General features: G+C 35.7%; 28 protein-coding genes. 13 read left to right on the plus strand and 15 right to left on the minus strand.

Going from position 1 to position 26,646, the window contains the following annotated elements; translation table 11 throughout:
• Nucleotides 1–368: 368 nt before the first annotated feature.
• The 4 genes from H3T54_RS06485 to H3T54_RS06500 are packed head-to-tail and all read right to left on the minus strand — an operon-like array spanning nt 369 to nt 3,691.
• Nucleotides 369–851, minus strand: a complete 483-nt coding sequence (locus H3T54_RS06485) for a GNAT family N-acetyltransferase (RefSeq protein WP_198221570.1) — start codon at nt 849–851, stop codon at nt 369–371.
• Nucleotides 844–987: a hypothetical protein gene (locus H3T54_RS06490; RefSeq protein WP_198221572.1), complete on the minus strand. Its 144-nt coding sequence runs from the start codon at nt 985–987 to the stop codon at nt 844–846. The genes H3T54_RS06485 and H3T54_RS06490 overlap by 8 nt, the downstream gene beginning before the upstream one ends.
• A 47-nt stretch (nt 988–1,034) precedes the next feature.
• Entirely contained in the window at nt 1,035–2,255 is a 1,221-nt protein-coding gene (locus H3T54_RS06495; protein ID WP_198221574.1) for an MFS transporter, read from the minus strand.
• A gap of 35 nt (nt 2,256–2,290) precedes the next feature.
• The gene (locus H3T54_RS06500) at nt 2,291–3,691 is read right to left on the minus strand and encodes a PLP-dependent aminotransferase family protein (protein WP_198221576.1); all 1,401 of its coding nucleotides are present in this window, start codon (nt 3,689–3,691) and stop codon (nt 2,291–2,293) included.
• 150 nt (nt 3,692–3,841) lie between these two features.
• Between H3T54_RS06500 and pdxS the strand changes: the two genes are divergently transcribed.
• Nucleotides 3,842–4,729, plus strand: coding sequence for a pyridoxal 5'-phosphate synthase lyase subunit PdxS (gene pdxS / locus H3T54_RS06505; protein WP_086363324.1), 888 nt, complete (start codon nt 3,842–3,844; stop codon nt 4,727–4,729).
• Nucleotides 4,729–5,322 (plus strand): pyridoxal 5'-phosphate synthase glutaminase subunit PdxT, encoded by a 594-nt coding sequence (gene pdxT, locus H3T54_RS06510; RefSeq protein WP_198221578.1) that lies wholly within the window; start codon nt 4,729–4,731, stop codon nt 5,320–5,322. Before pdxS ends, pdxT begins: the two co-directional genes overlap by 1 nt.
• 602 nt (nt 5,323–5,924) lie before the next feature.
• On the opposite strand, the gene H3T54_RS11970 is transcribed toward pdxT, so the two are convergent.
• The gene (locus H3T54_RS11970) at nt 5,925–6,053 is read right to left on the minus strand and encodes a hypothetical protein (protein ID WP_255520626.1); all 129 of its coding nucleotides are present in this window, start codon (nt 6,051–6,053) and stop codon (nt 5,925–5,927) included.
• 671 nt (nt 6,054–6,724) lie between these two features.
• On the opposite strand from H3T54_RS11970, the gene H3T54_RS06515 reads away from it, so the two are divergent.
• Nucleotides 6,725–7,129 carry a GFA family protein gene (locus H3T54_RS06515; protein ID WP_198221580.1) on the plus strand — a complete coding sequence of 135 codons (405 nt, stop codon included), beginning with the start codon at nt 6,725–6,727 and terminating at the stop codon, nt 7,127–7,129.
• Between the two features lie 87 nt (nt 7,130–7,216).
• On the opposite strand, the gene H3T54_RS06520 is transcribed toward H3T54_RS06515, so the two are convergent.
• From H3T54_RS06520 to nlpD, 6 genes are all read right to left on the minus strand, one after another.
• Complete coding sequence (locus H3T54_RS06520) at nt 7,217–7,666, minus strand: pyridoxamine 5'-phosphate oxidase family protein (protein ID WP_198221582.1); 450 nt, start codon at nt 7,664–7,666, stop codon at nt 7,217–7,219.
• Between the two features lie 11 nt (nt 7,667–7,677).
• Nucleotides 7,678–8,271: a UbiX family flavin prenyltransferase gene (locus H3T54_RS06525; protein WP_198199643.1), complete on the minus strand. Its 594-nt coding sequence runs from the start codon at nt 8,269–8,271 to the stop codon at nt 7,678–7,680.
• Nucleotides 8,272–8,433: 162 nt separating this feature from the next.
• Nucleotides 8,434–9,642 carry an aldose 1-epimerase family protein gene (locus tag H3T54_RS06530; RefSeq protein WP_198221583.1) on the minus strand — a complete coding sequence of 403 codons (1,209 nt, stop codon included), beginning with the start codon at nt 9,640–9,642 and terminating at the stop codon, nt 8,434–8,436.
• Nucleotides 9,643–9,738: 96 nt separating this feature from the next.
• On the minus strand, nt 9,739–10,317 hold the full coding sequence (locus H3T54_RS06535; RefSeq protein ID WP_198199639.1) for a thymidine kinase: 579 nt from the start codon (nt 10,315–10,317) through the stop codon (nt 9,739–9,741).
• Between the two features lie 88 nt (nt 10,318–10,405).
• A complete protein-coding gene (gpmA, locus tag H3T54_RS06540; RefSeq protein WP_034902210.1) occupies nt 10,406–11,158 on the minus strand; it encodes a 2,3-diphosphoglycerate-dependent phosphoglycerate mutase in 753 nt (250 codons plus the stop codon).
• A 108-nt stretch (nt 11,159–11,266) separates the two neighbouring features.
• The gene (gene nlpD, locus H3T54_RS06545) at nt 11,267–12,337 is read right to left on the minus strand and encodes a murein hydrolase activator NlpD (RefSeq protein WP_198221585.1); all 1,071 of its coding nucleotides are present in this window, start codon (nt 12,335–12,337) and stop codon (nt 11,267–11,269) included.
• Nucleotides 12,338–12,683: 346 nt separating this feature from the next.
• On the opposite strand from nlpD, the gene rsmI reads away from it, so the two are divergent.
• The 3 genes from rsmI to moeA all read left to right on the plus strand — a co-directional run bounded on the left by rsmI (nt 12,684) and on the right by moeA (nt 16,164).
• A complete protein-coding gene (gene rsmI, locus H3T54_RS06550) occupies nt 12,684–13,547 on the plus strand; it encodes a 16S rRNA (cytidine(1402)-2'-O)-methyltransferase (protein WP_232351534.1) in 864 nt (287 codons plus the stop codon).
• Nucleotides 13,548–13,726: 179 nt separating this feature from the next.
• Entirely contained in the window at nt 13,727–14,818 is a 1,092-nt protein-coding gene (gene ychF, locus H3T54_RS06555; RefSeq protein WP_034902214.1) for a redox-regulated ATPase YchF, read from the plus strand.
• Between the two features lie 122 nt (nt 14,819–14,940).
• Nucleotides 14,941–16,164, plus strand: coding sequence for a molybdopterin molybdotransferase MoeA (gene moeA / locus H3T54_RS06560; RefSeq protein WP_198221587.1), 1,224 nt, complete (start codon nt 14,941–14,943; stop codon nt 16,162–16,164).
• Here moeA and H3T54_RS06565 read toward each other — a convergent pair.
• The 4 genes from H3T54_RS06565 to folB are packed head-to-tail and all read right to left on the minus strand — an operon-like array spanning nt 16,156 to nt 18,233.
• Nucleotides 16,156–16,584 carry an EamA family transporter gene (locus H3T54_RS06565; protein WP_086359021.1) on the minus strand — a complete coding sequence of 143 codons (429 nt, stop codon included), beginning with the start codon at nt 16,582–16,584 and terminating at the stop codon, nt 16,156–16,158. The genes moeA and H3T54_RS06565 overlap by 9 nt on opposite strands.
• A gap of 5 nt (nt 16,585–16,589) precedes the next feature.
• Nucleotides 16,590–16,796 carry a hypothetical protein gene (locus tag H3T54_RS06570; protein ID WP_110448097.1) on the minus strand — a complete coding sequence of 69 codons (207 nt, stop codon included), beginning with the start codon at nt 16,794–16,796 and terminating at the stop codon, nt 16,590–16,592.
• Nucleotides 16,797–16,845: 49 nt separating this feature from the next.
• Nucleotides 16,846–17,844: an MBL fold metallo-hydrolase gene (locus tag H3T54_RS06575; RefSeq protein WP_110448098.1), complete on the minus strand. Its 999-nt coding sequence runs from the start codon at nt 17,842–17,844 to the stop codon at nt 16,846–16,848.
• A gap of 20 nt (nt 17,845–17,864) precedes the next feature.
• Nucleotides 17,865–18,233, minus strand: a complete 369-nt coding sequence (folB, locus tag H3T54_RS06580; RefSeq protein WP_110448099.1) for a dihydroneopterin aldolase — start codon at nt 18,231–18,233, stop codon at nt 17,865–17,867.
• Nucleotides 18,234–18,331: 98 nt separating this feature from the next.
• Between folB and rsmE the strand changes: the two genes are divergently transcribed.
• From rsmE to nifJ, 7 genes are all read left to right on the plus strand, one after another.
• Nucleotides 18,332–19,057 (plus strand): 16S rRNA (uracil(1498)-N(3))-methyltransferase, encoded by a 726-nt coding sequence (gene rsmE / locus H3T54_RS06585; RefSeq protein WP_198221589.1) that lies wholly within the window; start codon nt 18,332–18,334, stop codon nt 19,055–19,057.
• 196 nt (nt 19,058–19,253) lie between these two features.
• Nucleotides 19,254–20,210, plus strand: coding sequence for a glutathione synthase (gene gshB / locus H3T54_RS06590; protein WP_198221591.1), 957 nt, complete (start codon nt 19,254–19,256; stop codon nt 20,208–20,210).
• Between the two features lie 2 nt (nt 20,211–20,212).
• Nucleotides 20,213–20,668, plus strand: coding sequence for a GNAT family N-acetyltransferase (locus H3T54_RS06595; protein ID WP_110448102.1), 456 nt, complete (start codon nt 20,213–20,215; stop codon nt 20,666–20,668).
• Between the two features lie 21 nt (nt 20,669–20,689).
• Nucleotides 20,690–21,247: a YqgE/AlgH family protein gene (locus tag H3T54_RS06600; RefSeq protein WP_198221593.1), complete on the plus strand. Its 558-nt coding sequence runs from the start codon at nt 20,690–20,692 to the stop codon at nt 21,245–21,247.
• Between the two features lie 3 nt (nt 21,248–21,250).
• On the plus strand, nt 21,251–21,667 hold the full coding sequence (gene ruvX, locus H3T54_RS06605; protein WP_232351535.1) for a Holliday junction resolvase RuvX: 417 nt from the start codon (nt 21,251–21,253) through the stop codon (nt 21,665–21,667).
• A gap of 95 nt (nt 21,668–21,762) precedes the next feature.
• A complete protein-coding gene (purM, locus tag H3T54_RS06610) occupies nt 21,763–22,800 on the plus strand; it encodes a phosphoribosylformylglycinamidine cyclo-ligase (RefSeq protein WP_110448105.1) in 1,038 nt (345 codons plus the stop codon).
• A gap of 289 nt (nt 22,801–23,089) precedes the next feature.
• The gene (gene nifJ / locus H3T54_RS06615) at nt 23,090–26,632 is read left to right on the plus strand and encodes a pyruvate:ferredoxin (flavodoxin) oxidoreductase (RefSeq protein ID WP_198221595.1); all 3,543 of its coding nucleotides are present in this window, start codon (nt 23,090–23,092) and stop codon (nt 26,630–26,632) included.
• Nucleotides 26,633–26,646 lie beyond the last annotated feature (14 nt).

Genomic DNA, 26,646 nt, shown 5'->3' on the forward strand with positions numbered 1-26,646 from the left:
AATTAGTAATATTTTGAAAATAAAAAATAAAAAAATTTACTTTGGTTTGCCAAATTGCTTTGCTGAATTTTTTTGCTTTTATATTACCGTTAAGCTTAAGAAGCAATGTACAAAAACTGATTACGACATTAGCAGTATTAACAACAGAGTAAGGTTAGCATGACAAAAATGGATGTTTAACAAGGCTGTGTTTTGTCAGGAATAAATAACAGTACAGCAGGAAATTTGCGCCTAAAACAGGGAAATGACGATAAATAGTCACTTATCTAGAGGTATTTAGGTCTAAATATAACCCCTAATGCCTCAAAAAAGCGCGGTTAGGAATTTAGTTTAAGTGAAGATTTATCGTACAAAGGCCGCAATAAAAATCAAAGTGTTTTATACATATGGTAATTTATTAGGACCTGATTTTTTCTGTATATTTTGTTAGCTCGCTTTATTATAAAACCCCATTTTTGGAAAATTGGCATTGCCACTTTTGAAGCATCTACACTTAATTGTGAAAAATTTTTCTGGTGGGCCAAATCAAGCACATGGTTATAGAGTTTTCTAGCTACGCCTCGTTTTTGAAAGTCAGGATGCACGTAAAAACAGTCTATGTAACCATCATCTTTAAGTTCAATAAATCCCGCAAGGCGTGAGCCAAAGATAGCTATCCAAGGCTGAGTGTTATCTAAACGTTTTAGCCACATCTGATAATCTGGTGGTGTTGGGCACCATGCTTCTTGCTCTGCTTTGCTATAAATATCGGTATCAATAGTATGAATAGTCGAATGAAACAAATCGCATATTTCAATGGCATAGAGTGAAGAGTATGCTTTTATTTCAATTTTAGATGTAGAATTATCCAATGTGTTTCCTATTTTCATTATGATTTACTTCAACAACTTCATTATCGCCAACATTGACAAGATTGGCTGTAGTTGGTAAAGAGGGTTTGCGCAAACCCTCTTTGCTCGGACGTAATCGCCATACAGAACTAGTCATAAAATAATAAAACGTCCGCAACTAAAACAACTAAGGTGGTTAATTAGTTATAAAAGACGAGTTTGTTTGGTCTCTTTGCCAAGCAATAATATTGCTAAAATAGCAACCAGAATTGATAAACTAAATAGCGCAAATATCATGCTTACACCAACTTGGTTAGCCATTAAGAATCCAACCGTTAATGGACCTAATATGCCACCAATTCGACCAATAGATGCAGCCATACCAGCACCGGTAGCACGAATATTGGTGCTATATTGTTCTGGTGTATAAGCATACATTGCTCCCCATGCTCCTAAATTGAAAAATGATAATAATGCTCCACTGATAAGCAATTGGTTAATTGAGTCAGCAATACCAAATAAATAAGCACTGATTAAAGTGCCCAATAAATATGCTATTAATACCCATTTACGCCCTACTCGTTCAATCAACCACGCAACTGTGAAATAGCCGGGTAATTGGGCTAAGGTCATCATGAGAATATAACCAAAGCTTTTTACCATATCAAAGCCTTTAAGCATCATTACGCTTGGTAACCATAAGAACATGCCATAGTATGAAAATACTACACAAAACCATACTATCCATAACATTATCGTTTGACTTCGGAATGAGTTTGATAATAGTGATTGTATTTTTTTGATAACTGGCTCTGTTTGAGCATGGCAATTTTGATGTTGATACGATTGTGAGTCCGGTAAATTAAAGCGTAAGTAAAGCGCGTAAAAAGCTGGTATTGCACATAATATCATTGCGCCACGCCAACCAATTGCAGGCAGAGGAATTAGAAAATAAGCAATTAGCGCAGCTAAAATCCAACCTACAGCCCAAAAGCTTTCAAGTAATACCACAATGCGCCCGCGTACTTCAGGCTCAACACTTTCACTAACTAGCGTCGATGCAACAGGTAATTCACCACCTAGCCCCATACCAATGAAGAATCGTAAAACTAATAAACTACCTAATCCCCAAGCAAAAGCACTTAAGCCACTGGCAATACTAAACATTAATAAAGTGAATAGAAAAGCTGATTTGCGACCTTTTTTATCAGCATAAATACCAAATAGAAAGGCACCAACAGCCATACCAATTGAATTAACACTGCCAATCCAACCAAGTTGTGATGGTGTTAATCCCCAATCTTGCTTTAAAGCAGCTAATATAAAAGATAATAATCCAACATCCATTGCATCAAAAAGCCAGCCAGTGCCGGCAATAAGCAATAATTTATTGGTAGATAATAATGCGGTTTTAGAACTTTCCATAATCAATAATTTAACGCAGATTTTAGTATGTGTGATCAAAGCAAATTTTTTTCAAAATGTCCATAACTTAATCGGATAGAACCCACCTTATCGCCAAAGTCAGTACCTTGCGAAACAATAATATGTTTTGACAACAATTGATTTAATATTGTCAGTTCTTGTGCAGCATTATTAACTGGTAAATGAGCATATAAATGAAAACCTCCGGTTGGGACTCGGTAAATAACATCACCATTAAAATAATCATCAAGCCAATCCATCAATTGATTAGCTTTATTCTGCAATTGTTGGCGGAGCCATTTTTGATGTGTTTGATAATGGTGACTTAAATATTCCTCAGCTAATAGTTGCGGTAAAATACTTAAGCCAGAGTCAATATGATGCCGGATATTGGCTAATTTTTCGATAATTTCAATTGGTGCTATCATCCAACCAATACGTATATTACGGCCGATATATTTGGATAAAGATCCTAAATAGACCACTTGATTACTTACATCAAATTTTTTAATCGGTAAAATATTGGTCTTTTCATCAAAAGCTAATCCACTATAGGCATCATCTTCAACAATACCAATACATTGTTTTCGACAAAATGCCAGTACCTGCTTCTTGCGCTGATTACTCATCACACAACCAATTGGATTTTGAAAGATAGGATTTAGAAATAACCATTTTATTTGTCGCTCTAAGGTAACTTTTTGTAAACTCTCTAAAGTAATACCCTCTTCATCACATTCAATACCGTATAAACGCAATCCTGCAGCTTGAAATAATGGTAATGAATAAAAATATGATGGTGATTCAATACCTATCGCATCGCCAGGTTTTAATAATCCTTGGGTAATCAAAAAAAGAGATTGTTGAGTGCCTGAGGTAATAAGAATTTGTTCGGTATCAACCACCATAGCAAATTGTTTCTTCATATAATGCGCAATTTGCTGCTTAAGCGAAGGAAGCCCTAATTGCAACATGTCGCTTTTCTTTTCGTAAGCAACCATTTCATGGGAAGTAATATTTGGTAATATTAATTTTGGGATCATATTAGTGGGCAAGTCACCATTAGCTAAATCACAAATATGATCCATTTGATGCCGAACCTGTGTCACTTTTTGGTGATATACATTTTGACGATGATGATAAAAATTGGCTGGCAATCGCCAATTAATAGTCGAATAAGCTTGCAGCCCCCACTTTTGTTCATTAACAAAAGTCCCACAGCCCTGCTTTCGCACTAATATACCTCGTTCAGTCAAAATATCTAGCGCATGCACAATAGTTGAACGGTTAACTTGTAGATCTTTGGCTAAATTACGCTCAGATGGTAATCGTTCACCGGCTATTAATACTCCTTGTTCGATATAGTTCTCAATCAATTGCGTGACTTTTTTAAATAATGCGCCATTAAAAAGGCTCAATTTTTGTTTATTCCACATCTTTTATTTTTTAAGTTTTCTAGAACTTATTACCTTAAAAGCAAAATTGGATGGGTTAATTATAGTCCAATTGGCTGTTTATTGCAGTGATTTAATTTTGAATAATAGTCCTGACATTAGACAACTAACATTAATTAATCAGGAGTAGCAATGAAACAACATACCGGTACACAAACTGTAAAACGTGGAATGGCACAAATGCAAAAAGGCGGCGTGATAATGGATGTCGTCAATGCCGAACAAGCAAAAATCGCTGAACAAGCTGGTGCCGTAGCTGTTATGGCTTTAGAACGTGTTCCTTCCGATATTCGTGCTGCTGGTGGCGTCGCAAGAATGGCCGATCCGACCATTGTTGAAGAAGTAATGAAAGCAGTAACAATTCCTGTTATGGCTAAAGCAAGAATTGGCCATATTGTTGAAGCACGTATTTTAGAATCAATGGGTGTGGATTATATTGATGAAAGCGAAGTGTTGACTCCTGCTGATGAACAATATCACTTATTGAAAGATGAATTCACTGTGCCTTTTGTCTGTGGCTGTCGAGATTTGGGAGAAGCATTACGCCGAATTGGTGAAGGTGCATCTATGTTACGAACCAAAGGTGAGCCAGGAACAGGCAACATTGTTGAAGCAGTTAGACACATGCGTCGTGTCAATGAACAAATTCGTTTAGTCGTTGGCAAATCTAAGGATGAACTTATGACATTTGCTAAAGAAATTGGCGCACCATATGAATTAGTATTACAAATTAAACAACTTGGTAAATTACCTGTCGTTAACTTTGCTGCCGGTGGTGTAGCCACGCCAGCTGATGCCGCATTAATGATGCAACTTGGTGCTGATGGTGTATTTGTCGGTTCAGGTATTTTTAAATCACAAAATCCAGAAAAATTTGCCAAAGCGATTGTTCAAGCAACAACTTATTTTGATGATTATCCAAGATTAGCTGAATTATCCAAAGGATTGGGTGAAGCAATGAAAGGGATCGAAATCAGTAAATTAACTGAATCAGAAAGAATGCAAGATCGAGGCTGGTAATGACAACAATTGCCAACGTAAAAGCTAATAAAATCATTGGGGTGCTTAATTTACAAGGTGCCGTAACCGAACATTTAAACATGCTTGCTAGCATTGATTTTGTGAGTCCTATTGCAGTTAAAAAAAACGAACAATTGCTTCAACTTGATGGCTTAATTATTCCGGGAGGAGAATCAACAGCAATAAGTCGTTTAATTAGACAAAATGATTTATTCGAACCAATCCAAGCGTTTGCTAAACAAGGTAAAGGTATTTTTGGAACCTGTGCTGGATTAGTACTTTGTGGCACTGAAACGAATCATAATGAGGTTGAACAACTAGGACTAATAGATATTCTTGTTGAAAGAAATGGCTTTGGGCGACAAATAAATAGCTTCGAAACACTGTTAGATATTGCACCTATCGGTCAGCAAATTCCAGCGGTATTTATTCGTGCCCCCTATATTGCCAAAGCAGGTAAACAAGTAAAACAACTCGCTTTTGTTGATAATCATTGTGTAATGGCGGAACAAGATAATATTTTGGTATGTTCATTCCACCCAGAACTAACTACTGATAACCGCATAATGCGCTATTTTGTTGAAAAATGTTAATGCTTAAAATATAGTCCATTTTTAAACTATAAAAATGGCAAATTTTAGTAATATTTGGTTATTGGCACTAATTATTAGTGCCATTTTTTGTCTTAAAAACCCCGTTCCTCATATTTTTTGCTTTTTTAGTTTCGGACGTTTTGTTGTTTTGCAGTTATTTCTATTCGGCGATTACGTCCGAGTAAAGAGCATTTGAGCAAACTCTCTTTACCAACTCCCGCGGTGACTTCGCAAATGGTTACGATGTGACTGTCTTCCGCCTGCGTTCGCTCTTAACGCACCGGCTGTGATTTATTCCTGACAAAACACAGCCTTGCCAAACATCCCTGTTTGCCATGCTACTAATCTCTCTCAGTTGTCAGCACATTGCTAATGTCGCGAAATGAAGCACTCCAATCTGATTGTCTAGAAATAAACTTTTATATTTAGAGCGAACTGATTTTAGTTTTAAAGCCAATTTCGGTGAATTGTGGCTAGATTTAGGTTTTAAAAAACCCCTTTCCTCAACTTTTTTGTTCTTTTAATTTCGGACGTTTTACTGTTTTGTGGCTAGTTTTATACGGTGATTACGCCCGAGTAAAGAGGGTTTACGCGAACCCTCTTTACCAACTCTCGCGGCGACCACGCAAGTGGTCACTATGTGACAGCCTTCCGCCTGCGTTCGCTTTTAACGCACCGGCTGTATTTGTTCCTGACAAAACACAGCCTTGCCAAACATCCCTGTTTGCCATGCTAAGCTTACACAGTTGTCAGCACATTGCTAATGTCGCTAAATGAGAAGCATCAAACTGATTGATAAAAATAAACTTTTATGTTCAGAGCTAGCTGATTTTAGTTTTATAACCAATGTCAGTGAAATTGTGGCTAGATTTAGGCTTTAAAAAACCCTCTCCTCAACTTTTTTGTTTTTTTAGTTTCGGACGTTTTGTTGTTTGGTGATTAGTTCTATACGGCGATTACGTCCGAGTAAAGAGGGTTTACGCGAACCCTCTTTACCAACTCTCGCGGCGACTACGCAAATGGTCACTGCGTGACTGTCTTCCGCCTGCGTTCGCTTTAACGCACCAGCTGTGATTTGTTCCTGACAAACACCAGCCTTGCCAAACATCACTGTTTGCCATGCTAATCTCTCTCAGTTATCAGCACATTGCTCATGTCGCGAAATGAAGTATTCCAGTTTGATTTGCCAGAAATAAACTTTTATATTTAGAGCTAGCTGATTTTAGTTTTATAACCAATGTCAGTGAAATTGTGGCTAGATTTAGGCTTTTAAAACCCCGTTCCTTAAATTTTTTGTGCTTTTGTTGAATTATGCTCATCATTTAGCTATCTATAGCTTATTTTAAATTTACATGTAAAATGCGGTAATAATACGACTATAAATAATACAAGGAAATTAATCATGATGACAGGTAACTGCTTATGTGGTGAAATTGTCTATCAACTAAATAGTGATATCAAAGCGATTGTTTTTTGTCACTGTTCACGTTGTCGCAAACAAACCGGTTCAGCCTTTAATTCTGCCACACTCATTAACAAGGAAGATTTAACTTTTATCAAAGGGGAAGAAAATATAAAAGTTTTTTCTAACTTAGGTGTCAACCGTCATTTTTGTGGTAATTGTGGTTCACATCTATTTTCTAGTCGTGATAATGATAATAGTACTTACCGATTACGTATTGGGTTGATTAATGAGCCAATTAATGCTGAAAAGCGTATACACATTTATACGGGTTCAAAAGCCAATTGGGATACTATTTGTGATGGTGATGCTGAATATGAGGAAAATATCCCATCCAAGTTGTGATAACTCATTTTTGATTTAAGTTATTAGTGGGTTTTAGTTTGTGATTAGATAATGATTATGCTGAAACCTAACATACCATTTATCAAATTAATGATTTTTCAGATCTTCGTCTCGTTGCCAATGGCTTTTGTGCGCAAAACCAATTAGATTATTGGTCATCTTAATTTCTTGCAATCGTAGTGACCAAATCGGTGCTTTCATAACTCTTGCAAAAGGAAAGGCGGAATAATAAAGCTTATAAGCATTGCTAGCTTCATTATCAATGAGTTGTTCAGCTATAGCGCTAAATTGAATACCTTGAATTTTAGTTATCGATTTTGGATTAATACTTATAGTACCAGCAACATTTGGATTCTGTAGCATTGCTTGTGCATGCTTAGTTTTCAATTCCGATAAGAAATATAAACACCAATTCTCTTTGTCAAATACATAGAAGACATTACATGCCCATGGCTGGCTATTAGCTAATATCACACATAAATTTAGTACATGTTGTTGCTGGATAAATTGCGCTATTTTAAACTCGTTTGTCTTCATGATATTACTGTTTATTCAGGCTTTTGATTAAGATTCCTATCCTCACCCCAGCGAGGTAAACAAGGTACATCAATATCAAACAGATCGAGCGCTCTAGCAACACTATGAGTAATAATATCATCAACACTTTCAATGTGTTGATATAGGGCAGGAACTGGTGGAAAAATAATCCCCCCCATTAAAGTCACCGCCTCCATGTTTTTAATATGACCTAAATGTAATGGCGCTTCTCGCGTCATTAACACTAATCGACGACGCTCTTTCAATACCACATCTGCTGCTCGAGTAAGTAAATTATCTGACAAACTATTCGCTATAGCTGAAAGTGTTCGCATTGAACATGGTGCAATCAACATTCCCATTGTTTTAAATGAGCCACTCGCTATCGCTGCACCAATATTATCGATCGCATATACAACATCAGCTAACCCTTGCAATTGCGTTAATTGTGATTTCGAATGCTCATAATGACCGGTAATTTTTGCCGCTTTTGAGATCACTAAATGTGTCTGAATATCCATTGGTTTTAATAGTTCTAAAGCTTTGATACCATAAGCAAAGCCTGAAGCACCACTTATTCCAATTACTATCCTTTTCGCAGCCATATTTATTCCTGTTATTTAATTGAATCCGAAAATTTGTTGATTAGTGTAGCTTAGAATAACATATTATAGATAATAATATTTTGAATCGACAGGATGATTAAAACTTTCTTTGAACAGGAAAAGATACCGCCAACAAAATTGTTAGCGGTATTTGCGAACGACTTATTCTTTTGCCATAGGTTCTTCAACTACTTTGGTCTGTTTGTTTCCTTGAATAGCCTTTATTTTAGCCTCATAGTTTGCTACTTCTTCTTTATTTGACAATAGGCTATAAGTTAAAATAAATTCCGTACTTTTGCCTGCACCCAATTGAGGTACACGTTTTTGCTCACGCTCAATTGTAACTGGATAAGCAAAACTTGTTCCTGGTTCAATACCAGTTACATAGCCTTGTTTAAGCGTATCAGTATTTTTCCATAATGTCAGTACAGGTAATTGTTGAGTATTAAAAGCAATCCCAACCCCTTTATCACTTGCATTACTCTTCAACATAACTTGAGTTTGATTATTTGCATCTGAATAAGGGAAAATGTTATAAACCATTTCATCAAAGCCTTTTGTTGGCCCTTGATAAGTTTGCCAATTTTTCAAACCAGTTGCTGCATATTCATTGAAAGGTGAAATTTCTTTAACTGGTGCAACAAATTTAGCCCCTTGTTCTAAAATTGGTGTACCGAAATTGCTGTGATAAATAATTTGATAATCACGATCATAATCACTTAAATTAGTCAGGATATCATGTACGGTAAATTCTTTGCTGCCAGGAACATGTCTGATAGTAACCCAAGTTTCAAAATTGCTCTTTTTGAAAGCATTTTCTTTAATTAACCCTCTGATAGTAATCGTATAAGGAGCTTGCTCTTCAACCTCAACAAATAATTTTGACACAGGAGTATTTTGTGCACGACCATGAAGTGTATACATCATACCATCAGCTTGCACTGCATGCCCTGTCCATTCAAAACCACAACGAACCATCATTTCGTTAAAGCCATCTAGCCAACCTGCACCACCACGGCTTTCTAAATTCATATATTTAGGATTAACAATCTCTTTAACCGGAGAGTCCCAACCTAAGCGAATCCCATTACCTTCAACGTTTACGATACCCAAACCACGAGTTGGGCTTAAATTAATTGTTAAGCCTTCACTTTTGATCGTTAATAGTTCAGATCCCTCTTGCTTACCACCTTTGAGGATTACATTTCCAATGGTAAAAGGAGGTGCATCTGGACTAATATTTTTGTTTGATATTTGCCAATCACCTTTTTGAATTACTCTATCTCCATCAGTAATTACATAATCTTTTGCACTGGCGGAATATGAAACTAAACCTAGTAAAATAGCTAATGATGTATTTTTAATTTTCATGCGATTAATTCCTTATAATAATTTAATATTTTTGCACATCAAAATATGAGCATTATTTTCTGATGGTAAAATATTTATCCAACTGCACAAGTAAATTTAATGATTTGGTCTTACCTGTCCAGCTTTCCAGTGTTTTCGACAAACTGAATGATACTCGCTATCACCAAGATGTATCGAATTTCCAAATTTAACTATTTGCCCATTTTCTCCCTCTAAAAGGATCATGGTGGCTTTTTTACCACACCAGCAAACCGTTTTAAGTTCCCTATAATTATCAGCAATTTCTAATAGGGTTTTCGAACCTTCGAATAAATGCCCCATATAATCTGTTTTTAAACCAAAAAACATCATAGGAACACTGTATTCATCACAAACATCAGATAATTTCCAGATGGTGCTAGATGATAAGAACTGACTTTCATCAATTAAAATACAAGCGTAATTATTTTGTTTTATGTGCTCAATTATGCCATCCACTGTACTATCATCAAGTTGTAATGCTTTTTTACGTAAGCCTAGCCGAGATACAATTTCAACAGCAGAATCTCGAGTATCAACCGAAGATTTAAGCAATAATGTTTGCATATTATTACTTAAGTAGTTATGGTCGATTTGCAGTAATTCGGTAGATTTTCCAGCGTTCATTACGCCATAAATATAATAAATTTTCGACAAAATTAGCGTCTCAAAAAGTTAAATATTTATTCCCTGTGTTAGGAAATAAAAGGTAAGTTATTCAACTTACCCTTTAGATTAATTAATACTATTTTGCTTTACCTTGGTTCGCTACCGCAGCTTGTTTAGCGGCGATTTCATCAGCATTACCTAAGTAGTAGTGTTTAACAACTTTCATGTTGTCATCAAATTCATAAACTAGTGGCACACCAGTTGGGATATTTAGATCGATAATATCATCATCACTAATGTTATCTAAATGCTTAACTAGTGCACGAAGTGAGTTACCGTGAGCAGCAATAATTACACGTTCACCTTTAGCAACACGTGGAGCAATAGTTGATTCCCAATAAGGAAGAACACGTTTAATCGTTAAAGCTAAACTTTCAGTTAAAGGTAATTCAGATTCTGGTAATTTGCTATAACGTGAGTCATGCCCAGGGAAACGCTCATCAGATTTTTCAAGTGCTGGAGGAGTAATCGCAAAACCACGACGCCATAATTTAACTTGCTCATCACCATATTTAGCAGCAGTTTCAGCTTTATTTAGACCTTGTAGTGCACCATAATGACGTTCATTTAATTTCCAGCTTTTTTCAACCGGTAACCATGCTTGATCAACTGCATCTAAAACGTGCCATAATGTGTGAATTGCACGTTTTAAAACAGAAGTATATGCATAATCAAATTCGAAACCTTCTTGTTTTAATAATTGACCCGCTTCTGCTGCTTCTTTGTTACCTTTGTCAGATAAATCAACATCAGTCCAACCACAAAAACGGTTTTCTTGATTCCAAACGCTTTCTCCGTGACGAATAAGAACTAATTTTTTTACTGCCATGAATATAACTCCTTAAGTTACGTAAAATAAAATTGTTAAATCAAATTGGTTTGCAATAAAACACCTGATTAATTGGTCATAAGCCTCTATATTAATATAAAATACCGATTATTTTGTCGGTAAGTATTTTAACGGATCGACTGATTGTGCTTTATAACGAATTTCAAAATGTAATCTTACTGATGAAGTTCCTGTAGCCCCCATGGTAGCAATTTGTTCACCAGCACGAACATTTTGTTGTTCTTTAACTAAAATGGTTTGGTTATGTGCATACGCTGTTAAATAGTCATCGTTATGTTTTATAATAATTAAATTACCATAACCAGGTAATGCATTACCTGAATAAACCACTCGGCCATTAGCCGCAGCAACGACTTTAGCACCTAAATTACCTGAGATATCAATCCCTTTGCTAGCATTAGAAAATTTTTCAATAATTTTACCTTGTGCAGGCCATTGCCATATAATATTAGCTACGTTAGATGTAGTTGGTAGTTTAGTTGGCACTGCAGTATCAACTGGTTCAGTTACCGTTTCCGTAGTTTGAATCGTATTGGTTGGTTTATTTTTACCAGAAGTTGTAGTTGTAGTTGTTGTAACTGTCGTTACAACCGGTTTAGTTTTAGTCGTGGTATTGGTTACTGAACCGTTATTGTTATTATTTGTTGTGACAACAGGCATAGTAGAGGTGGTTTTTTTAGTTTCAACCACTGTTGTACCACCACTAACATCCAATACTTGCCCCACATTTACAGCAAATGGTTCTTTAATGTTATTTTTGGCTGCCAATGCTCTATAATCATTACCTGTTACCCAAGCGATATAAAAAAGTGTATCACCTCGTTTAACTGTATAAGTATCACCTTGATAACCACCTTTAGGTATATCATTGTAGTCACGATTATAAACAATACGTTCATTGGAGGTAACCACACTTTGGCTATCTCTAGTGCTATTGTTATTGGCTGTAACTGGCGAGCGAGATGTTGTTGGTGTTGATGATGAATAAATTTGTGACGAAGAACGAGTCCCAGTGGAAATATTCGCCGGTGGTTTTGAATATACCGACGAAGTAGAACAACTGGAAGAGTCAGAAATATCTTCAATTTGAGCTGGATTAGTTTGTGTACATGCGGCGATCATCAAACTTAAACAACTTAATGTGAGAATTTTTTTCACAATAACACCTTTCATTAATTTATATTATATTATTTTGTTATGCACATTTTAACTTTTTTACAACAAAAAGCTATTATATTAATTACTTGTAAAGTAAATCAATAAAATCACTGGCAAAAATGTACAATTCTTGATTTAAAAGTTATTAATACATCTCATTTGATGGCTAATTGTTCACAGAATATATAAATAATTTCCGCATTCTAAATAAACTACTAACTATAGAACGAAAAAATATCATCAGTACAAAAAAGCATTCAAGCCATATTTTTATCCAATAGTTATTAAAACTAATTTCACGGTAATGAGTATATACAATAAAACAAGGTTTGGTATAGTATATTTAATGCCTTACCATAAAATTTACAGTGATCAAAATAGAATGACTTTATATATTGTTGCAACACCCATCGGTAATTTAGATGATATTACACTAAGAGCCATTAATACACTTAAAAGTGTTGATCTTATTGCGGCTGAAGACACTAGACATAGTGGACTACTATTACAACACCTAGGTATTAAAGCTAAACTTTTTGCTTTACACGATCACAATGAACAAGAAAAAGCACAAGTTTTGATCGAAAAACTAAAATCAGGTTTATCAATTGCATTAATTTCAGATGCAGGCACACCGCTAATTAATGATCCTGGTTATCACCTAGTGAAAGCCTGTCGAGAAAATAATATTAATGTGGTACCAATTCCGGGCGCTTGTGCGGCTATTGCCGCATTATCGGTTGCTGGATTACCTTCTGACAAATTCAGTTATGAAGGTTTTTTACCGGCAAAAACCAAAGCTCGTCAAGATTATCTAACTACTTTATGCGAAGAGAGTCGAACAATGATTTTTTATGAATCAACTCATCGACTGTTAGGAACCCTAAATGATATGCAAACAATTTGGGGGTGCGATAAACATATTGTTTTAGCAAAAGAACTCACTAAAACATGGGAAACGATTGTCAACTATCCAGTAAATGAGTTAATTGACTGGTTACAAGAAGATAGTAATCGCCAAAAAGGCGAATTTGTTCTAATTGTTGAAGGACATAGCAAAACTGATAATGCTATTGATGCCAAAGTCATGACTACCTTAAAGTTATTAGTTAAAGAGTTACCATTGAAAAAAGCAGCGGCAATTACCGCAGAGATGTATGGGCTGAAGAAAAATCAATTATATCAGATCGGTTTATCACTGGAAAATTAATCAAAAAGGTAATTAATAGTTAATTATGATGATAGGAACAACAATTTTTAGTTCCTAAACTTAATACACTTGTTTTGCTGAATATTTTATATCAGTATCAACATTAGCATAATTAGCCTAATTTAGTATATAATTGTTGCCTATTTTTAAGATTTTTATAATACAAGGTAATAAACAGTATGGGATTTAAATGTGGAATTGTCGGACTACCTAATGTAGGTAAATCAACGCTTTTTAATGCACTAACCAAAGCAGGAATCGAAGCTGCTAACTTTCCGTTTTGTACGATTGAACCGAATACAGGTGTAGTGCCAATGCCAGATCCGCGTTTAGATCAACTTGCGGAAATTGTTAAACCACAGCGAACCTTACCTACTACAATGGAATTTGTTGATATTGCAGGATTAGTTAAAGGTGCATCGAAAGGTGAAGGCCTCGGTAATCAATTTTTAGCCAATATTCGTGAAACAGAAGCGATTGGCCACGTTGTTCGTTGTTTCGAAAATGAAAATATCGTTCATGTTGCAGGTAAAATCGATCCGGCTGAAGATATTGAAATCATTAATACTGAACTTGCGTTAGCTGATCTTGAGGCTTGCGAAAGAGCCATTACCCGTTTACAAAAACGTGCTAAAGGTGGTGATAAAGACGCCAAGTACGAACTGGAAATCTTAGATAAATGTTTACCTCATCTTGAACAAGGCAAAAAACTATTATTACTCGATTTTAGTAAAGAAGAATTAGATGCAATTAAATATTTAAGCTTTTTAACCCTAAAACCAACAATGTATATTGCTAATGTTAATGAAGATGGTTTTGAAAACAACCCATATTTAGAAAAAGTCAAAGCTATTGCTGAGCAAGAAAAAGCCGTCGTTGTACCTGTCTGTGCTGCTATTGAAGCTGAATTAGCTGAACTTGATGACGCTGATCGCGATGAATTTATGCAAGACCTTGGTTTAACTGAACCTGGCTTAAATAGAGTAATTCGCGCAGGTTATAGTTTACTTAATCTGCAAACTTACTTTACTGCTGGTGTTAAAGAAGTTCGGGCATGGACAATTTCTGTTGGAGATACTGCGCCACAAGCTGCAGGTAAAATTCATACCGATTTTGAAAAAGGCTTTATTCGAGCTCAAACCATTGCTTTTGATGACTTCATTAAATATGGTGGTGAACAAGGCGCTAAAGAAGCAGGCAAAATGCGCTCTGAAGGGAAAGATTATATCGTACAAGATGGTGATATTATGAATTTCTTATTTAATGTTTAATCTTTGTTGATGCCGTATATTGCGGCATCATTATCATATATTTATATAACTCAATAGATTATCTGCTCTCAATTAACTACTTGTCTAACACCACGGAAAATCGATTACAAGGAGCTTCATTTATGTTATTAACCTTTGAACAAGCCCAAAAAAATATACTTGAAGCAACAAATAATCATAAACCGGCAATGGAAAAAGTAGCATTATTTGATGCCTTAGATCGAATCACTGCTGAACCTGTTATTTCGCCAATTAATGTACCTAGCTTTAATAATTCGGCTATGGATGGTTATGCCGTAAGATTATCTGATATCAATCAATCGACCTTATTACCGTTAGCAGGAGTCATTTATGCAGGTGACGATATCTCATCACTAAATTGGCCTAAAGGTAGTTGCTTACGAATTATGACTGGTGCACCAGTTCCTAACGAAGCTAGTGCAGTTGTAATGCAAGAAGAGACAGAACAAACTGAATCAGGAATTAAATTTTTACATGAGATAAAACCAGCTAGTAATATTCGTTATATAGGTGAAGATGCTAAACAAGGTGCGGTTATTGTCGAAAAAGGTACTCGATTAACTATTCCGACCTTATCCAGTTTAGCAACACTTGGGATTGCTGAGTTAACAGTATATCGAAGGTTAAAAGTTGCAATATTTTCCACCGGTAATGAATTAACCGAGATTGGTACCCCATTAGCAAATAATAGTGCAATTTATGATAGTAACCGATTTACCCTCAAATTATTATTAAATAAATTAAATTGTGAAATTATTGATTTAGGGATTATTGTCGATGATCCGAGCAAAATTATGCAAACACTCGAAACCGCATCTAAACAAGCTGATTTAGTGATTAGTAGTGGCGGTGTTTCAGTCGGGGATGCTGATTATACTAAAATGGCACTAGAGGAACTGGGTAAAGTTAACTTCTGGAAAATTGCCATAAAACCAGGAAAACCGTTTGCCTTTGGCAATATAGGTAATGCGTTATTTTGCGGATTGCCGGGTAATCCTGTTTCAACTCTCGTCACTTTTTATCAATTGGTTCAGCCATTAATTTTAGCGCTTGCTGGACAAAATTTAACAGAAGTTGAGTTATCACTTAAAGCAAAAACAGCAACAAATCTGAAAAAAAGTATCGGTAGATTGGATTTTCAACGAGGTGTATTGCAAATTTCAGCTAATGGCGAGTTAGAGGTTGTCTCAACTGGTCAACAAGGCTCCCATCTCACGCAATCGTTTAATCATGCTAATTGCTTTATCTTACTTGAAAAAGATAGAGGCAATGTAACCAAAGGTGAGATAGTAACTGTTGAGCTGTTTAATACACTATTAAAATAGTGCAACTAATATCGCCCCAGCAGCTATCATGGCAACGCCTATAGCCGAAAGAAATGAAATTTTTTCGCCAAATATGATGGCTGCAAAAATAACCGCAAAAACGACACTAAGTTTATCAATGGGGGCGACTTGCGATACTTTCCCTTCTTTTATTGCCATAAAGTAAAATAACCACGATAACGCCCCAGCAACGCCACTCAATGCAATAATAAGCAATGCTTTTTTATCATTAAAAAAAGTATTTATTAAATTTAGTTTTCCTTGTACAACAACAACACCAACTAAGAATACTGCCATTACTATAGATCTAATTGCTGTCGCAGTATTAGCATCAAGGTGCTGTAAACCAATTTTACCAAGAATAGCCACACAAGCAGCAGTAATCGCCGATAATAATGCATAAATAAGCCAAGCACTCATATAAGTTAATACCTATCAATTTGGAATAAATATTGTTGATTATTAGAATTTCTTTGACATTGTTCTGATTTATTCATTACACCGCGGCAATCTTCGAGAACGCCATGAGCTTTTGACCAATGATATTGTTTACCTTCATCATTTTTGCCACCGCAAGCAGTTAAACCTAAACTAAGCGTTAAACAAGTTAATGCAATAATTACAGATTTCATCATATTTCCCTCTCAAATATCAAAATGTAGTTTAAATTATTATTACTAATTATTTTAGTTCATTATTGCGACGATTGATAGCTAAGCTATCACCTATTTTTAATATATAAAATGCTCTATCTTTCTTTAATGAATTTAATAATGTTGGTGGTTCATCTAATGGCTCATCAGCCAATTCAAAAGCCCCCCAGTGGATCGCAATGGCTGACTGGCAATTTAATTCATCATAAAGTTGTACAGCTTGTTGTGGATCTATATGCTGCGATTGCATAAACCAACGTGGTGCATAAGCACCAATTGGTATCAAAGCAAGGTCTATTTGCTTAAATTTATCGGTTATTTTCTTTAAGCTTGCGCAATAACCTGTATCCCCCATAAAGTAGACCGTTTTAGTTGATAATGGTTTATCAATATCTGTCTGCATAACCCATCCACTCCATAATGCTTTATTCACATCAAATGCACCTCGATTACTCCAATGCTTTGCCGGTGTAGCATTAAAGGTAATTCCATTAACATTAGTTGACTGCCACCAATCTAACTCAATAACTTGCTTGGCTCCCCATTTTAATAGTTTTCTTTTAAGTCCTAAGGGAACCAGAATAGTAAGTTGCGGATACCGCATTATAAGTTGGCGGATACTATTAAAATCAAGATGATCATAATGACTATGAGAGATTACCACTACATTAATTGGAGGTAATTTCTCAATGGTAATTGCTGGTTTTGTTCGTCGTTTTGGCCCAATAAATTGAACAGGCGAAACTCGATTAGAAAAAACTGGATCAGTTAATATCCATTGTTCATTAAGCTTTATCAAGGTAGTAGAATGTCCGATCCACCAAACTCTATCACCACTTAAGCTAATATCAATTGAGCTAACCCAATTTTGGATGAATGCTTGATATCCGCCTTTCGGCGGTAACACTTTACGTTGCAGTCGCCAACGCAAAGCATCAGTTAATTTAATTGAAAAAGGTTCAGTATTATCAAAACCTTTCTTTTTATGATGTGACTGATCACATATTATTTTGTTCGCTTTACTCATTAAGGGATATCTAGTTGTAGTTATTTAGCGCTGCGTTCTATTAATACCGCAACGTTACCAGCATTAGCAATGGCATCAGGTTTTGACACTTTTATTTTCAACCATTGTACCGAGAATTGCTCAATGACTAACATTGCGACACGTTCAGCTACAGTTTCAATCAACTCAAATTTATTTCTTTCAATAAATGACGTTATTGATTGCGACACAACAAAATAGTCTAAACAAAACTTCACATCATCACTTTGCCCAGCAGGTTGATTATCCCATGCCATTTCAAGATCAAGAACTAACTTTTGTTTAATCGTTTTTTCCCAATCATAAACACCAATTGTGGTATAAGCCGTTAGTGATTCAATGAATACTCTATCTTTAATTGTTAATGTCATATTCTATTCCAAATATAGATATTGTTTAAAATAGAGATTACCGAATCTTAATAAATTACGCTATAATTTATTTTAAATAATAGTAAATAATAGTTTATATGACGCGAATTTTTCAGCCTTACACAATCAATCAAAATAGTTTGATCACTTTAGATGATAATGCTTTTAATCACCTTATTCGAGTATTAAGAATGAAAACGGGGGAATCAATTACTCTTTTTGATGGTTCCAACCAAATTACGCCTGCCGTAATACATGAAGTTAATAAAAAAACGGTTATTGTTAAAACAGCAAACAGTGTGTTAGATAATCGAGAATCACCATTGAACATTCATTTAGGACAAGTAATTTCTCGGGGTGATAAAATGGAGTTTACTATTCAAAAATCGGTAGAATTAGGTGTTAATACCATTACTCCCCTACTTTCAGAACGTTGTGGCGTCAAACTCGATCAAGAAAGACTCGAAAAGAAAGTTCAGCAATGGCAAAAAATTGTTATTTCGGCTTGTGAACAATGTGGACGAAATATCATCCCAAGCATCAATCCAGTAATGAAATTAGAAAATTGGTGTGCAAATTTAACCGATAGTTTAAAACTTAACTTACACCCTAAAGCCGAACAAGGAATTAATCAATTAGCGAATGATAACAAAAATATTAGTTTATTAATTGGGCCGGAAGGTGGTCTATCTAATGAAGAAATTAACATGACTCATCAATATCAATTTACTGATATCTTGCTTGGACCGAGAGTATTACGTACTGAAACAGCGGCGTTAACTGCAATAACAGCCCTTCAAGTTCGTTTAGGTGATTTAGGTTAGTCGCAAGAAATAAATAAGTTAACAAATGATTGCTTTGCTTATTAATCGGTAACGGGTATGATAGTTGAAAACTTGATTATTATTGCTAATACCTCTTTCTACCTTGATTTTATATAAATTATTAAATAGGTAGAGCAGCATGCAAATCATCAACACCGAATTCAGTAAAATCAAATATAATCAGTAAGGAGTTACCATGATCAAACTTGGTATTGTTATGGACCCCATTAGCCATATCAAATTAAAAAAAGATACTAGTTTTGCGATGCTACTTGAAGCACAAAAACGCGGCTATCAACTTTATTATATGGAAATGAATGATCTGTTTTTACGCAATGGAGAAGCTAGTGCAACAACACGTACAGTAACAGTTCATAACAATAGTGAGCATTGGTTTGATTTTGGAGACGAACAGACTATAGCATTAAGTGAACTTGACGTAATATTAATGCGCAAAGATCCGCCTTTTGATACTGAATTTATCTATGCAACCTATATATTAGAGCGTGCAGAAGAGAAAGGAGTATTGGTAGTAAACAAACCCCAAAGTCTGCGTGATTGTAACGAAAAATTATTTACGGCTTGGTTTGCTGATTTTACACCTGAAACCTTAGTTACTCGCCAGACATCACAAATTAAAGCTTTTCATCAACAATATCATGACATCATTTTAAAACCACTAGATGGCATGGGTGGTTCGTCAATTTTTCGAGTAAAACAAGATGATCCTAATGTTTCGGTGATTATTGAAACGCTTACTGAACATAATACCCGTTATTGCATGGTGCAAACATTTATTCCTGCAATCAAAGATGGAGATAAACGGGTTTTAGTTGTCGACGGTGTACCCGTGCCTTACTGCTTAGCAAGAATCCCACAGAAAGGGGAAACACGAGGAAACTTAGCAGCTGGTGGACATGGTGAAGTCAGACCATTAAGTGATAGTGATTGGCAAATCGCTAACAGTATCGGCCCAGTTTTAAAACAAAAAGGACTACTATTTGTGGGACTTGATATTATTGGTGACAAACTAACCGAAATTAACGTTACTAGCCCGACTTGTGTTCGAGAAATTGAAGCTGCTAACCCAGATTTATCAATCACAGGTTTATTAATGGATGCTATTGAATCAAGATTAAATATAAAGAGTTAAAAATGATTAGAGAATATCAAGCAAAAGATTTAGATGCCATAATGACAATTTGGCTTCAAGGTAATGAACAAGCACATAATTTTATCGATCCTGAGTTTTTTAAACAAAACTTTGAATTAGTCAAGATGTTGATCCCAATGTCAACAATATATGTTCAAGATATCAACGGCGTTGTTGTTGGTTTTATTGGCCTAACTGAAAACTATATCTCAGGTTTATATGTTGAAAAAAATTCTCGTCATCAAGGTACGGGGGCAGCATTAGTTGAAAAGGCCAAACAACGTCATAACGAATTAATGGTACATGTTTACAAACAAAATAGTGATGCAATTAACTTTTATTTATCACAAAATTTTGAAATTGTTGGTGAATCAATTAATGAAGAAACCAATCATCCTGAAATATTAATGCGCTGTAATGTTGAACATAAAGTCAAAATAGGTAAATGTGCATTATAAATTTAACGACAATGTGAGCATATGAATTTAAAAAATCATTTTATTATAGCCATGCCTACTGTTAATGACTCAATTTTTAGTCGTTCAGTAATATATATTTGTGAACATAATCGTGATGGTGCAATGGGGATTATTATTAATAAACCCATTGTTGATCTCAACGTAGAAACGGTATTATCCCGTTTAGAAATAACCGCATCAAAAAGTTGTGCTGAACTTGAACACCCAGTGTTTTGTGGCGGCCCGCTTGCTGAAGAGCAAGGATTTATTCTTCATACTCCTCATCAAGGGTTTGCTTCAAGTATAAAAATTTCTGATGATATCATGATTACCACATCTCTTGATGCATTAAAGTCTATTGGCTCACCAGAACAACCAAAAGATCTTTTCTTAGCATTAGGTTATTCAAGTTGGCAATCATTACAACTTGAAAGTGAAGTAGCAAAAAATGATTGGTTAGTTACCAATGTTGATCCTGCAATTATCTTCGAGGTAGCTATTGAAGATCGTTGGCAGAAAGCAGCTGAATCATTGGGCATTAATATTAAAATGATTTCACCTCAAATGGGTAACGCATAAATTATGGCTACCATCATTGCATTTGATTTTGGTACAGCGAGCATCGGCGCAGCTATCGGTCAAGATATAACCAAGACTGCGAATCCACTTTGTTCATTCAAAGCTCGAGATGGCATCCCTAATTGGCAGTCAATAGAAAAAGTACTTAATGAATGGAAACCTGATTATTTAGTGGTAGGATTGCCACTAAATATGGATGGCACAGAGCAACCGTTAACCGCAAGAGCACGCAAATTTGCTAACCGCCTGCATGGAATGTTTGGCTATCAAGTTCATTTACAAGATGAACGGTTATCAACCGTTGAAGCAAAATCACACATCTTTGCTTCACGTGGCTACCGAGCCCTTGAAAAAGGCCATGTTGATGCGACTTCGGCAATTATTATTTTAGAAAGTTGGTTCGAAAATAGCGAATCTTGATAATCAAGAAATTATTTTAACAATAATTAGTCGCCAATAAATTTCATCCTTGCTAAAATAACAAGCAATTTTTTCTATTGAAAGGACTGCTCCCCGTGTCAAATAATAAATCTCTTAGCTATAAAGATGCTGGTGTCGATATCGATGCTGGCAATGAATTGGTTAATCGTATTAAATCTGTCGTAAAAGAGACCAAACGTCCTGAAGTTATGGGTGGACTTGGTGGTTTTGGTGCATTATGTGCAATTCCGGAAAAATATAAACAACCTATTTTAGTTTCAGGTACTGATGGTGTTGGCACTAAATTACGCCTTGCAATGGATTTAAATCGCCATGAATCAATTGGTATTGATTTGGTTGCTATGTGCGTTAATGATTTAATTGTTCAAGGAGCTGAGCCTTTATTTTTCCTCGACTATTATGCTACTGGCAAATTAAATGTTGATGTTGCAGCGACAGTTGTTACAGGTATTGCGGAAGGTTGTAAACAATCTGGGTGTGCATTGGTTGGCGGTGAAACTGCAGAAATGCCTGGTATGTATCATGGCGATGATTATGACTTAGCGGGCTTTTGTGTCGGTGTAGTTGAAAAATCAGAAATGATTGATGGTAGTAAAGTTCAAGATGGCGATGCACTAATTGCCCTTGCATCAAGTGGTGCGCATTCAAATGGTTATTCATTAGTACGTAAAATTATCGAAGTTAGTGGTGTTAATCCAGCAACAGAACAATTAGACGGAAAACCATTAGCAGATCACTTACTTGCGCCAACTAAGATTTATGTAAAATCAGTACTTGATTTGATTTCAAAAATCGATGTTCATGCTATTGCACACATTACTGGCGGTGGTTTTTGGGAAAACATTCCACGAGTTTTACCTGATAACACTCAAGCTGTTATTGATGAATCTAGTTGGCAATGGCCGGCCATCTTTAATTGGTTACAACAAGCAGGTAATGTAAGCCGTCATGAAATGTACCGTACTTTCAATTGTGGAGTAGGTTTAATCATCGCTTTACCAAAACAGTTAGCCGAACAAGCAATTAATTTACTTAATCAGCATGGTGAAAAAGCTTGGTTACTTGGCGAAATAAAACACTCTTCATCAACTGAACGAGTTGTTATTCAGTAATATATACAATATCAATTTTTGTCTAGTAATTGTAACTAATCAGCTAATATTACTGGACAAAAATCATCGATATAAGAATCTTCAAAAAAATTCCTTGCAGTATCAACCTAATATTTGCGTCTTATGTTTTTCTATACCAATACCCTTCCTTATTTATTTTTACTAAAAACGTATAGTTAGCCAAAAATTTAACTCAAAAATAACTAAAAGCTATCTTAGTTTCTGGTACAATATGCAAAATTATTATAACTAAGTAATGTCATAATACTCTAAGATACAAGGTTTTTTAATGATCATATCAGATGCTAATAGTGCGGTGTCATCTGTCGCATATCGTGCAAACGAAGTCATTGCTATTTATCCAATAACGCCAAGTTCATCTATGGCTGAACAAGCTAGCTCGTGGGCGGAGTTCAACAAACCCAATGTTTTTGGTGATACACCTAAAGTTGTTGAAATGCAATCGGAAGCGGGAGCAATATCAACTGTACACGGTGCATTAATGACTGGAGCATTAGCAACATCATTTACTTCATCGCAAGGGCTGTTATTAATGATTCCTTCGCTATATAAAATAGCTGGGGAATTAACACCATTTGTATTACATGTTGCCGCCCGTACTGTTGCAACTCATGCCTTGTCTATTTTTGGTGATCATTCTGATGTTATGTCTGTCAGGCAAACTGGTTTTGCCATGTTGTGTTCTAGCTCGGTACAAGAAGCACAAGATTTAGCCTTAATTTCGCAAATTGCAACACTCAATAGTAGAGTGCCATTTATTCATTTTTTTGATGGTTTTAGAACTTCACACGAGGTAAATAAAATTTATCCAATCAGTGATGAACAGATTCGTAATTTGCTTCCCCATCAAGCTATTGATGCTTTTCGCCACCGCGCCTTAACGCCTGATAATCCAGTTATTCGTGGTACATCAGCTAATCCTGATACCTATTTCCAGTGCCGTGAAGCAGTTAATCCATATTATGAGAATACCTTCAATCATGTTGCAGATGCTATGCAAGCCTTTGAAAAAGAGACAGGTAGGAAGTATCAACCTTTCGAATATTATGGCGCAAAAGATGCTGAGCGTATCATTGTCATTATGGGCTCCGGTGTCAGCACAACGAAGGAAGTTGTTGATCATCTGATTAAAAATGATGAAAAAGTTGGTGTCGTTATCGTAAGATTATTCCGACCATTTTCAGCAACTCATCTACTTGACGTTATTCCGCAAACTGCGAAAAAAATCGCAGTGCTAGATCGAACCAAAGAACCAGGTGCACAAGCTGAACCTCTTTATCTAGATGTAATGACAGCCTTTGCTGAGAGTTTTTCACGTGGCGAACGAAACCATTTACCGCAAATTATTGGTGGTCGTTATGGTTTATCATCGAAAGAGTTCGATCCTCGCTGTGTATTAGCTATTTTTAATGAACTAACAACAGAGAAACCTAAACCTCGCTTTACCGTTGGTATTTATGACGATATAACCGGCTTGTCACTACCATTACCAGAAAAATCCATCCCACAAAAATCAGCACTTGAAGCACTATTTTATGGTTTAGGCAGTGATGGTACGGTTTCAGCGACCAAAAATAATATCAAAATCATTGGTGATAGTTCACCATTTTATGTACAAGGTTATTTTGTTTACGATTCGAAAAAAGCAGGTGGTTTAACCACGTCTCATCTTCGAGTTAACCTTGAACCAATAGATTCACCATATTTGATAACCAGTGCCCATTTTATCGGTTGTCATCAAGATCAGTTTATCGACAAATATCAAATAGTTGAAAGATTAAAAGATGATGGTATTTTCTTACTAAATACACCTTATAGTAAGGATGAAGTTTGGCATAGATTACCTAAAGAAGTGCAAATTCAATTAATTAAGAAAAAAGCACATTTTTATATTATTAATGCAGCTAAAATTGCTCGAGAATGTAATTTAGGTGCAAGAATTAATACGGTCATGCAAGCTGCATTCTTCCATTTATCAGAAATATTTAAAAATGACTTTAGCATTTCACAGCTAAAAGAAGTTATTGCCAAAAGTTACAGCAGTAAAGGACAAGATATTGTTGAAAATAACTGGAAAGCACTCGATTTAGCCATTGCATCTCTTGAGCAAATTCCATTAAGTTGCGTGGATGAAAGTAGTTCATCACGTCCGCCAGTTGTGCCAAGCAACGCCCCTGATTTTGTTAAAATGGTCACTGCAACTATGTTAGCTGGCTTAGGTGATAGTTTACCTGTTTCAGCCTTTCCACCCGATGGAACATGGCCAGTTGGCACCACCAAATGGGAAAAACGTAATATTGCTGAAGAAATACCAATCTGGCAACCTGAACTTTGTACTCAATGTAACCATTGTGCAGTTGCTTGTCCGCATGCAGCCATTCGAGCAAAAGTTGTTGAACCAGAAGATATGATCAATGCACCAGAATCACTAAGCTCACTTGAAGTAAAAGCTCGAGATATGAAAGGTCAACGTTATGTTTTACAAGTTGCACCTGAAGATTGTACCGGATGTAATTTATGTGTTGAAGTTTGTCCTTCACGTGACCGTAATAACTTTGATGTTAAAGCCATTAACATGCGTTCACGAATTGACAATTTAGAAACTCAGCGTGCTAATTATAATTATTTCACCGACCTTCCTGATCGGGAAATCAAAACGCTAGAACGAATTGATGTACGTACATCACAACTATTAACACCTTTATTTGAATATTCTGGTGCTTGTGCCGGTTGTGGTGAAACACCATACATCAAACTACTAACCCAATTATATGGTGATCATCTCGCTATTGCTAATGCAACGGGTTGCTCGTCAATTTATGGTGGTAATTTACCTTCTTCACCATATACAACCGATCGCAATGGCCGTGGACCGGCTTGGGCAAATTCACTATTTGAAGATAATGCCGAATTTGCACTTGGTTATCGTATTACTTATGATCAACATAAAAAACGAGCATTACGTTTGCTTGAACATGTTGCCGGTGAGATTTCGCCAGAGATTGTTATTAATTTACAATCACCAGATTTATCAATTGATGAAAAACGAACTCAAGTTAATTTATTACGTCAACAATTAGCGCATTTAACTTCAGCAGAAGCTAAGGAGTTAATGCAAGATGCTAATTATCTGATTGATAAATCAGTATGGGCTATTGGTGGTGATGGTTGGGCTTATGATATTGGCTTTGGTGGACTCGATCATGTAATGAGTTTAACCGAAAACGTTAACATCTTAGTGCTCGATACCCAATGCTACTCGAATACAGGAGGACAGCAATCTAAAGCAACACCGATGGGAGCTGTATCCAAATTTGCAGATTTAGGTAAACATAAAGCTCGTAAAGATCTTGGGGTCAGTGTAATGATGTATGGCCACGTTTATGTCGCTCAAGTTGCTTTAGGTTCGCAATTGAACCAAACACTTAAAGCATTACAAGAAGCCGAAGCTTATGATGGCCCTTCTCTGGTTATTGCTTATAGCCCTTGTGAAGAACATGGTTACGACTTATCTAAATCTCATGAACAGATGAAAGATTTAGTTAAATCTGGTTTCTGGCCGCTATATCGTTATGATCCACGCCGCATGCAAGAAGGAAAACCAGGTTTAGTGTTAGACTCTAAAGCACCAAACAGTCAATCATTAACGGATATTTTACTTAAAGAGCAACGTTTCCGTCGTTTAGAAACACTTGAACCAGTTATTGCCAATACTTTACATGAGCAATCAACTAAAATGGTAAATTCTAAATATAAATTCTTGCAAATGCTGGCAACCTATTCTGATATTGAAACACCAGCAGATAGTTAATAACAAAGTAACTA

Source organism: Gilliamella sp. B14384G10 (genome assembly GCF_016101685.1).
In the GTDB taxonomy this organism is placed as follows: domain Bacteria; phylum Pseudomonadota; class Gammaproteobacteria; order Enterobacterales; family Orbaceae; genus Gilliamella; species Gilliamella apis_A.